Consider the following 9,166-nt stretch of genomic DNA (forward strand, 5'->3'; position numbering starts at 1 on the left):
TCTTACTCCTCCTGTTTCTGATGCCGTAGCTCTGACCGAATACGTCCTTATTGAGCAAAGGGATATGAGACAAGTATATCATTCCGGGCGGAGAGGTTCAATTAATTATTTGCAGGGGTTTGACGAGTACAGACAGATAGTGTACAATATAAAGACAAAACGTACGCATAATATAGGAAGGCGGAAAGGACTCCGCGGACTGTATGAGATACGGGTCAGACTGACTTTGTCAGAGAATATTAAATCGTGAAGAAAAAAAGGAGCTTCAGATGAAGAAAGCAGTGATTATCGGTGCCGGTCCCGCAGGCGTGACGGCGGCATATGAATTGTTGAAGAAATCGGACGAGTACCAGGTGCTTGTGCTGGAGGAGAGCCAGGAGATTGGCGGCATTTCCCGCACAGTGCGCTATAATGGAAACCGTATGGATATAGGAGGACACCGTTTCTTTTCCAAAGATGACCGGGTTACGGAATGGTGGGATCAGATCATGCCTCTTCAGGGCCAGCCGTCTTATGACGATAAAAAGCTGGGACGCAGCGTGGCGCTTAAGGAGGGGGGACCCGATCCGGAGAAGGAAGACCGGGTGATGCTCACCAGGAACCGGGTGTCGCGTATTTATTATAAGAAGAAGTTTTTCGACTATCCGGTGAAGATGAATGCCCGGACTATCCGGAACATGGGATTTGCCACTACGATGGCGGCAGGATTCAGTTATCTGAAGGCAGTGTTTGTGAAAAAGCCGGTGGATTCTCTGGAGAATTTTTATATCAATTCCTTTGGACGCAAGCTGTATTCCATGTTTTTTGAGGGTTATACCGAGAAGCTCTGGGGGCGTCATCCCCGGGAGATTGCTCCGGATTGGGGCGCGCAGCGGACCAAGGGGCTGTCCATCATGGGCATTCTGAAGGATAATCTGCAGAAGCTGTCTCCGAAAAAACAGGACAAGCATCAGGTCCAGACTTCTCTGATTGAGGAGTTCAATTATCCCAAGTATGGTCCCGGCCAGCTCTGGGAGACTGCGGCGGCAGAGGTGGAAAAGATGGGCGGTGAGATCCGAAAAGGCTGTAAGGTCACAAAGCTCCAGACAGCAGACGGACGGGTGCAGAGCCTGACCTATGAAAAGGACGGACAGGAGTACACAGAGGAAGCGGATGTGTTTATTTCCTCCATGCCCATTAAGGACCTGGCGGCCGGCATGAATGATGTGCCGGAAGAGATAGCCGCTATCGCAGAAGGGCTGCCGTACCGGGATTTTGTAACGGTAGGACTTCTGGTTGATAAGCTGAATCTGAAAAATGAGACAGATCTCAAGACCCTGGGAAATATCGTTCCCGACTGCTGGATCTACGTGCAGGATGTGGGCGTGAAGCTGGGGCGCATCCAGATTTTCAATAACTGGTCTCCCTATCTGGTAAAAGATCCGGATCATACCGTCTGGATTGGACTGGAATATTTCTGTACCGAAGGCGACAAGTATTGGAACATGAGCGAGGAAGAATGGGTGAAATTCGGAATCGCCGAGCTGATTAAGATGGGTGTTATCACCAGCGAGCGGGATGTGCTGGATTCCCACAGAGAAAAGGTGAAAAAGGCTTACCCGGCCTACTTTGATACCTATGCCCAGATAGACGATCTGATCGCTTACCTGGACACTTTTGAGAATCTTTACTGCGTGGGCAGGAACGGCCAGCACCGTTACAACAATATGGATCATTCCATGGCCACTTCCTTTGAGGCGGTGGGAAATATCTTAAGCGGCCGCAGGGATAAGAAGAATATCTGGAGTGTAAATACAGAAAAAGAATATCACGAAGAGAAGAAAGAAGAGAAGTCATAGGTTCGGATAAACAGCGGGCAGACAAAAAACCGGGCGCTTCCGGAAATCGGAAGTGCCCGGTTTTTTGTCTGCCCGGCAAGCGGCGGATAGGGAAGACTCCTTCCCTATCCGATCATTTTTTCTAAAAAGGGATTTGGAGAAATGAAAATGTTGCACAAAATAGTTCCGAAAAGTACACAAAAAAACGAAAAATATACCGATAAATAGAAGAAAGTTGGAAGATATATGAGTATGATAGACGAAAAGAGGTCGCAGATGGATAAGATAGAAGAAAAAATAGCGCGGATGCTGATGGAGCATTCTCTGGAGCTGGAGATACGAAATGCGGGAGTTTTCCGGTATCTGAAGAGCTACCGTTTCGAGCGCCACAATCACAGGGAGACAGAAATCGTATACATAAAAGCAGGCCACTGCATTATGGGAGCGGGAGAGGAATTTGTGCCGCTGAAGGAACGGGACTGTATCATTTTGTACAAAGGTGTTCCCCACTGGTTCCTGGTAGACCGGGAGGAAGGCTGTCAGATTGCGCAGCTGGAATTCTATGTGAACGTGCCGGAGGAACTGAAGGAAAGCTTGGCTGTCTTTCGGCCTGCCAGATACCATAAGCTGCCGGACAGCGATGGCATTAAGGATGTGATTGAGGGAATCGGAAGACTTTATCGGTCCGCAGGAAACGGGGAACTGCAGTCCGTAGCCATGACGATGCTGTTCCTGCTTCTGTTTCTGGAACTGTCCATGAGGATTGAAAAGAACGGGAAGCGGCAGAGCGGCAAGATGGCCAAGGTACTCAGTTACATCAATGAGAATTATGAGTATGATATCGGCATGGAAGAACTGGCGGAAAAATTCGGCGTCAGTTCCCGGTATATCCGCAAATGTTTTAAAGAAGAGACGGGCATAAGCTGCAGTCAGTATATCGCGTCTCTGCGGATTGAAAAGGCAAAGGAAATGCTGTGGTCCGGCTCCGAAACGGTGACTGAGATCGCGGCCCGTACAGGCTTTAACAGCTCCCAGTATTTCTGCAGAGTGTTTCAGCAGTATACAGGCATGACGCCGCTGGAGTACCGGAATATGTGGAAGGGCACCAGGGCGGAAGAGCGCTGTACCATCATAGAAGAGGAAGAAGAGGAGAATTGAGATGACGAACAGAGAGAATTTTTTATCATTGCTGCGCAGGCAGGGCTATGAGAGGGTTCCGGTGGAATTTGTGCTCTGTCCCCATCTGCAGGAGGTCTGCAGAAAAGAGCTTGGGGCGGAGGATTATGAGGAATACTTTGGAATGCCCTGGCGGAGAGTGGATGATTTGCGCCTGAAGGACCAGGATGTGGAGAAGTTCAGAAAATATTATGAGAAGAAGCCGCTGGCAGAGGGCGCGGACATCGACCTCTGGGGCGTAGGCCATGAGAAATCGCCCAACAGCATGCACATGACCTATATGCGCCACCCCATGGAAAATATGGATACGCTGGAAGAGATCGAGAACTATCCGTTTCCGGATTTCGCTTCCGCCGACGGTTCCCACCAGCCGGAGCAGGTGAAAAAAATCAAGGAGAGAGATCTGATTGCCCTGGGCGATATGCAGATGACCATCTGGGAATGCGCCTGGTATATGAGAAGCATGGAAGAGCTTTTCTGCGACATGATGATGGAGGATGAAAAAGCGGAATTCCTTTTCGATAAGGTAACCGAGCTGTCCATGACCCGTGCGCTGTCTTACGCAAAAGCCGGTGTGGACGTACTGTTCCTGGGAGACGACATCGGAATGCAGCATACCATCATGATGAGCGAAGAACTGTACACCACCTGGATTCAGCCCAGGCTGAAGAAAATCATCGACGCGGTGAAGGCTGTAAATCCGGATATCCTGATTTTCTACCATTCCTGCGGTTTTATCGAGCCCATGATTCCGCACCTGATCGAGGCAGGGATTGATGTGCTCAATCCTATTCAGAGTGAGTGTATGGATTTTGAGGAAATCTACAGAAAGTACGGCAGCCAGATTTCCTTCCATGGAACCATCGGCACGCAGACTGTTATGCCCAAGGGCACTCCTCAGGAGGTAAGAGAGGCCGTCTGGAGAAACCTGGACATTGCCGGAGAAAAGGGAGGACTTTTCGTGGCTCCGACCCATATGCTGGAGCCGGAGGTGCCTCTTGAGAATATCCTGGCTTATGTGGATGCCTGCAGGACCTACAGAAAGTAAGCAGACTATATTATACGCCGGACGCGGCTTCTGCCGCGGAGAAGGCGAAGGAATGCATCCGGAAAAGACACTCCTGAGGGAAAGACCGGAGAATGAAAGAACTGCAAATTATTCTGAGGCGCTTGTTGAAAATGCCGATTTCAGATGGGGTAAAAACAATTTTTTTAAATAAATCAGCAAAAAAAGATAATGAACAGCTGAGGAATTTTAGATATATTATAGCAAGAAAGATAAATATACAGAAAGGAGAAGGACATGGAAAGCGTTTTGGAATTTAAACATATTTCCAAGTATTTTCCGGGTGTGAAGGCACTGGATGACATCTGCTTTAAGGCCTATGGTGGCGAAGTGCTGGCATTTCTCGGGGAAAACGGAGCGGGAAAATCCACTCTGCTTAAGGTGTTGAACGGAGACTACAAGCCGGACGCAGGCGAGTACCTTCTGAACGGCGAACAGAAACATTTCCGGTCACCACAGGAGGCCATCGAGGAAGGCATCAGCGTCATCTATCAGGAACGGCAGATTCTGCTGGAACTGAGTGTAGCCGAAAATATTTATCTGGGAAGAATGCCGTCAAATAAATTTGGGGTTATCAACACAGCGAAGGCAAACCAGATGGCGCAGAAAATCATTGATGATTTCGGCCTTCCAATTGCCCCGTCCACAAAAGTAAAGGATCTGAGCATTGCCTATCAGCAGATGGTAGAGATTATGAAGGCTTACAGCCGCGAGAATCTGAAGGTTATCTGTTTTGATGAGCCCACGGCCAGCTTAAGCGACGCAGAGATCGACAGCCTCTTTGCGGTGATTGAAAAGCTGAAAGCGCAGGGTAAGATTGTGATCTATGTATCCCACAGAATGGATGAGATTCGGAGGATCACAGACAAGGTGGCAATCTTCAAAGATGGACGCTACATAGACACGGTGGTGACAGCAGAGACGGCTGAGAAGGATATGATCAAGATGATGGTAGGCCGCGATCTTGGAGATATCTATGCCAAGCTTGATAAGAATAAAGAGATCGGAGACGTGCTCCTTGAGGTAAAGGATGTTTCTTCGGATTATGTAAAACCGGTTTCCTTTACGCTGCACAAGGGAGAAGTCCTGGGCTTTTCCGGTCTGGTCGGAGCGGGAAGAACGGAAGTAATGCGTGCAATCATCGGAGCGGACCCCATGAGGACCGGAGAGGTTTATCTGGAAGGAAAGAAGATTGTGAACCATTCCCCGAAAGAAGCCATGGAGAACGGTATTGTGCTGGTACCGGAGGACAGAAAGCTTCAGGGAATTATCTCAAACCTGAGCGTGGCCGGAAATATCAATATTTCTCTGATGAAGCAGAATTCCAATAAGCTTGGCATCATCAGCGCGAAGAAGGAAGCGAAGGAGGCAGATGACGGTATCAGGAATTTCCGTATCAAAACCCCTTCTCCGGACAAGAAGATTGTGGAGCTGTCCGGCGGAAACCAGCAGAAATGTATCGTAGCCCGCGGCGTGGCGACTCATCCCAAGGTGCTGATTCTGGACGAGCCCACAAAGGGAATCGATGTGGGCGCAAAGTCCGAGTTTTACGAAATGATCTGTGAATTCGCGAAGCAGGGACTGGGTGTGATTCTCATATCCTCAGAGCTTCCCGAGGTCATGGGACTCTCTGACCGGATTATCGTTATGAAATCACTGAAGGTATCCGGCGAGATCATGGCGGCGGATGCCACAGAGACGAAGCTCTTAAGTATGGGTATGATAGACGAGAAGGAGTGAAAGTGAGATGGAAAATACAAATAAAGAAAATGTGCTGAAACGGTTTGCCTCCGCTGTAGGCGGAAACAATCTGGTGCTGATCGGCGCAATTATCGTAGTGTTTATTTTGTTTACGGCGATCAATCCCAACTACCTGACCTGGACGAACTTCGTCAACCTTCTGGTGGCAGCTTCTCTGGTCGGTATCGTGGCGGTAGGTCATACCTACCTGATTATCGCGGGCCAGAACGACCTGTCCCCCGGATCTCTGTGTGCGTTCTGCGGTGTGGCGGTAGCTCTGTTCCTGCAGTGGGGACTGCCGATTCCGGTGGCAATTTTACTTACCCTGTGCTGCGGCGTTCTCTGCGGACTGTTCAATGCCTGGATGGTTAACTGCATCAAGCTGGAGGCCTTCATCGCGACTCTGGTAACCCAGACCATGGTCAGAGGTTTCGCGCAGCTGATCTGCGACGGACGTCCGGTAGCCATCAGCAATCAGAGCTTTATCAAAATCGGAACGGCCCGGTTCTTAAGCATTCCGGTTTCTGTATGGATTACCATTATCGCCTTTATTGTTTTTGGCTTTATTCTGGCGAGAACAAGATTCGGACGCAGCATCTACGCTATAGGCGGAAGCGCTGAGGCTGCAAGACTGGCAGGTCTGAATCCCAGAAGAATTGTGACGATTTCATTTATCATCATCGGCGTGCTTACCGCCCTTGGCGGAGTGGTGTTCGCGGCCCGTATGAATGCAGGACAGCCTTCGGCTAACGTAAACCTGGAGTTTGACGCCATTACGGCAGTTATCCTGGGAGGCGTATCCTTTGCAGGCGGCGTGGGAAGCATGTTCGGAACCGTACTCGGCGTATTGCTGATTCAGGCTTTTGGTACGGGACTTATCATGGTAAATGTGCCCAGCTTCTGGCAGAGCGTGGCAAAGGGTGCTTTGCTTCTGGCGGCTCTGACGTTTGACTATATCAGAAAGGAAAGACGTGAGAAGGAGCTTATCGCGGCAAGCAAGAGAAACGCGTAAGGTACAGAACAGGAACAGAACAGAACAGACCAACAATGAAACATTGCACGGGAGAGGTGCTTTGTATACAGCACGAAATGTGCGGAAAAAAGGAGGAAACTTAATATGATGAAAAAGGTAGTAGCAATGATGCTGGCGCTGACACTTTCAGCTGGTATGCTGGCAGGATGCAGCTCAGGAGAGACACCTGCAGCCACAGATGACGCAGCAGCTACAGAAACAGAAGACACAGCAGCTACAGACGATGCAGCGGCTGAAGACGATGCGGCAGCAGAGGATACCGCAGCAGCCAGCGGAGATTTGCTGGTTTACGGAATCTACAAAGCAGGCGACCAGACCTGGTTCCTGGATGAGGGCGATGCCGCAAAGGCGGCTGTTGAGGCAGCAGGCGGAGAGTTCGTATATGTAGATGCAAAGATGAATCCGGAAGAGTATCTGAAGGCGATTGACAATGCGATTGCAAACAACGCATCCGGTATCGTTACCTGTACACCGGACCAGACCATGTCTCAGGCTGTTGTTACCAAGTGTGAAGAGGCCGGAATCCCGGTTGTAGCTGCCGATGACGCTCTGCAGGATGAAGCAGGCGAGAAGCTGGCTCCCTGGGTAGGCATCAACGCATACGTAATCGGTGAGGCAAATGGTGAGTGGCTTGCCAACTATGTAAAAGAGAATAACCTGGCTGAGAACGAGGAAGTAGGTCTTCTGATCATGACCATGGACACCGTATCCAGCTGCGTACCGCGTGCTGAGGGCGAGTATGACAAGTTCACCGAGCTGGTACCGGAGTTCGATACCGCAAGAATCTTCAAGGCTGACTATGACGGAACCACTGACAAGGGAAATACCGCTGCAGCAGCAGTAATCACAGGACATCCGGAAATCAAGACCTGGCTGGTAACAGGCGCAAATGAAGAGGGATGTATCGGCGCGGTTCGTGCTCTTGAGAGCGCTGGCCTGGACAAAGATGCCTGCGTAGTAGGACTTGGCGCATACATGGCTAAGGACGAGTGGAACAACAAGGGCGCTGACGGAACCTGCATGAAGGCATCCGCTTACTTCCCGGCTTCCGCAGTAGGCGAGGGTTCTGTAGAAGTTCTTCTGGGTCTCATCAACGGCGAGGATGTTCCGATGGAGACAGCTGTAGACGCAGTTGTTGTTACTCCCGATGACTACAAAGAGGTTATGGGTAAGGACGCAGAATAAATTCTGTAAATAAAACCTGATCACAGCAAAAATGCGGAGCTGCCTGTTCCGGCGGATGTGTTACATCTGCCGGAGCGGCAGCTCCGTTTTTATACCCGGCGCAGAAAGCAGGCAGTCATTCGGAAGCTTTCGTGACCGGGAGAGGAACTCAATTCAGAATCGACTGACGATACTGTGAAGGAGTTACGTTTTCCCATTTTTTAAAGGTGGTGCAGAAACTGGTCTCACTGTTGAACCCTGTGCTGAAAGCAATGTTTTTGATGGAGGTCTCCGTGGATTTCAGCAGATATTTCGCGGCGGACAGCCGGGTCTTGATCAGGTATTGATGGGGAGTGATTCCGGTCTCCTTTGTAAATACCCGGGTGAAATGGAAGAGACTCATATTGGATTCAGCTGCCAGTTTTTCCAGGGAAAGATCGCTTTGGAAATGTTCGTTGATGTAGGAGATGGCGTCAGCCATGGTAGCTCCGCATACTCTGTTTTTCCTGCTTTCTTCGGAGGAATACAAAAAGTTATTCAGAAGCTTTGTGATATAGCCTGAGAGTTTGCCCTCCAAAATCGTAGAAGAGGTGCGGAATACGTCGTAAATCTTCTGGAGCTGCTGAATGGGAGCATCAGAGTCCTCTGTATCCAGAATCTGTCCATAGCTGGTGGTGATTTCCTCAAAATAGTCCCGTGCCAGCCGTCCGTCAAAATGCAGCCACAGAGCGTCCCAGGAGCCGGCGCTTCCATAGCTGTGGGGCTGGTAGCAGTCCAGAAGCACAAACTGTCCGGCTCTGGCAGTAAGTTTTTTCCCGGGGATCGTGATATGGCAGTTCCCTTTGGAAATATACATGATGAGAAAACTGTCAAAACGGTTCCGCCTGATCCAGTAGCCGGCTTCATAGTAAAAATACCCCACTGAAGTGGGATAGAGGTAAAGTCTTGCGGCCAGAGCGCTGGGCGCGTATACGTAGTAGTCTGAGGCCGGAGACACCTTTGCTTCCTGTGAACGCATAAACAGCCCTCCTTAAACGGATTTGATTTTTTTATTATAGAAAATCAGAGAAAGATTGTCAATTTATTTAAACGTCTCAGCAAAAAAAGCTAATGAATACAGGGATTCTCATAGATATAATAAAACAAAAAAGATAAATTTTTGAAAGGAAG

General features: G+C 49.5%; 8 protein-coding genes. 7 read left to right on the forward strand and 1 reads right to left on the reverse strand.

Annotated elements, in window-relative coordinates; all coding sequences use genetic code 11:
* Positions 1-269 precede the first annotated feature (269 nt).
* The 7 genes from B5E82_RS13840 (at position 270) to B5E82_RS13870 (ending at position 8,017) form a co-directional block, all read left to right on the forward strand.
* Complete coding sequence (locus B5E82_RS13840; protein ID WP_087308148.1) at positions 270-1,838, forward strand: NAD(P)/FAD-dependent oxidoreductase; 1,569 nt, start codon at positions 270-272, stop codon at positions 1,836-1,838.
* A gap of 255 nt (positions 1,839-2,093) precedes the next feature.
* A complete protein-coding gene (locus tag B5E82_RS13845) occupies positions 2,094-2,975 on the forward strand; it encodes an AraC family transcriptional regulator (RefSeq protein WP_162610787.1) in 882 nt (293 codons plus the stop codon).
* A 1-nt stretch (position 2,976) separates the two neighbouring features.
* Positions 2,977-4,041: a uroporphyrinogen decarboxylase family protein gene (locus B5E82_RS13850; protein ID WP_087308150.1), complete on the forward strand. Its 1,065-nt coding sequence runs from the start codon at positions 2,977-2,979 to the stop codon at positions 4,039-4,041.
* Positions 4,042-4,133: 92 nt separating this feature from the next.
* A complete protein-coding gene (locus B5E82_RS17965; protein ID WP_140393151.1) occupies positions 4,134-4,319 on the forward strand; it encodes a hypothetical protein in 186 nt (61 codons plus the stop codon).
* On the forward strand, positions 4,297-5,799 hold the full coding sequence (locus B5E82_RS13860) for a sugar ABC transporter ATP-binding protein (RefSeq protein WP_087308152.1): 1,503 nt from the start codon (positions 4,297-4,299) through the stop codon (positions 5,797-5,799). The genes B5E82_RS17965 and B5E82_RS13860 overlap by 23 nt, the downstream gene beginning before the upstream one ends.
* A gap of 7 nt (positions 5,800-5,806) precedes the next feature.
* Positions 5,807-6,811: an ABC transporter permease gene (locus B5E82_RS13865; protein WP_087308153.1), complete on the forward strand. Its 1,005-nt coding sequence runs from the start codon at positions 5,807-5,809 to the stop codon at positions 6,809-6,811.
* A gap of 105 nt (positions 6,812-6,916) precedes the next feature.
* On the forward strand, positions 6,917-8,017 hold the full coding sequence (locus tag B5E82_RS13870; protein WP_242963551.1) for a substrate-binding domain-containing protein: 1,101 nt from the start codon (positions 6,917-6,919) through the stop codon (positions 8,015-8,017).
* Positions 8,018-8,165: 148 nt separating this feature from the next.
* Here the strand turns inward: B5E82_RS13870 and B5E82_RS13875 are convergent, their stop codons facing one another.
* Positions 8,166-9,014 carry an AraC family transcriptional regulator gene (locus tag B5E82_RS13875; RefSeq protein ID WP_087308154.1) on the reverse strand — a complete coding sequence of 283 codons (849 nt, stop codon included), beginning with the start codon at positions 9,012-9,014 and terminating at the stop codon, positions 8,166-8,168.
* Between the last annotated feature and the right edge of the window lie 152 nt (positions 9,015-9,166).

The organism is Lachnoclostridium sp. An138 (assembly GCF_002160765.1).
Lineage (GTDB): Bacteria > Bacillota > Clostridia > Lachnospirales > Lachnospiraceae > Laedolimicola > Laedolimicola faecalis.

Coding starts and splice junctions, on each gene's coding strand:
- B5E82_RS13840 (WP_087308148.1), top strand. CDS start 270: ATGAAGAAAGCAGTGATTATCGGTGCCGGTCCCGCAGGCGTGACGGCG.
- B5E82_RS13845 (WP_162610787.1), top strand. CDS start 2,094: ATGGATAAGATAGAAGAAAAAATAGCGCGGATGCTGATGGAGCATTCT.
- B5E82_RS13850 (WP_087308150.1), top strand. CDS start 2,977: ATGACGAACAGAGAGAATTTTTTATCATTGCTGCGCAGGCAGGGCTAT.
- B5E82_RS17965 (WP_140393151.1), top strand. CDS start 4,134: ATGAAAGAACTGCAAATTATTCTGAGGCGCTTGTTGAAAATGCCGATT.
- B5E82_RS13860 (WP_087308152.1), top strand. CDS start 4,297: ATGGAAAGCGTTTTGGAATTTAAACATATTTCCAAGTATTTTCCGGGT.
- B5E82_RS13865 (WP_087308153.1), top strand. CDS start 5,807: ATGGAAAATACAAATAAAGAAAATGTGCTGAAACGGTTTGCCTCCGCT.
- B5E82_RS13870 (WP_242963551.1), top strand. CDS start 6,917: ATGATGAAAAAGGTAGTAGCAATGATGCTGGCGCTGACACTTTCAGCT.
- B5E82_RS13875 (WP_087308154.1), bottom strand. CDS start 9,014: ATGCGTTCACAGGAAGCAAAGGTGTCTCCGGCCTCAGACTACTACGTA.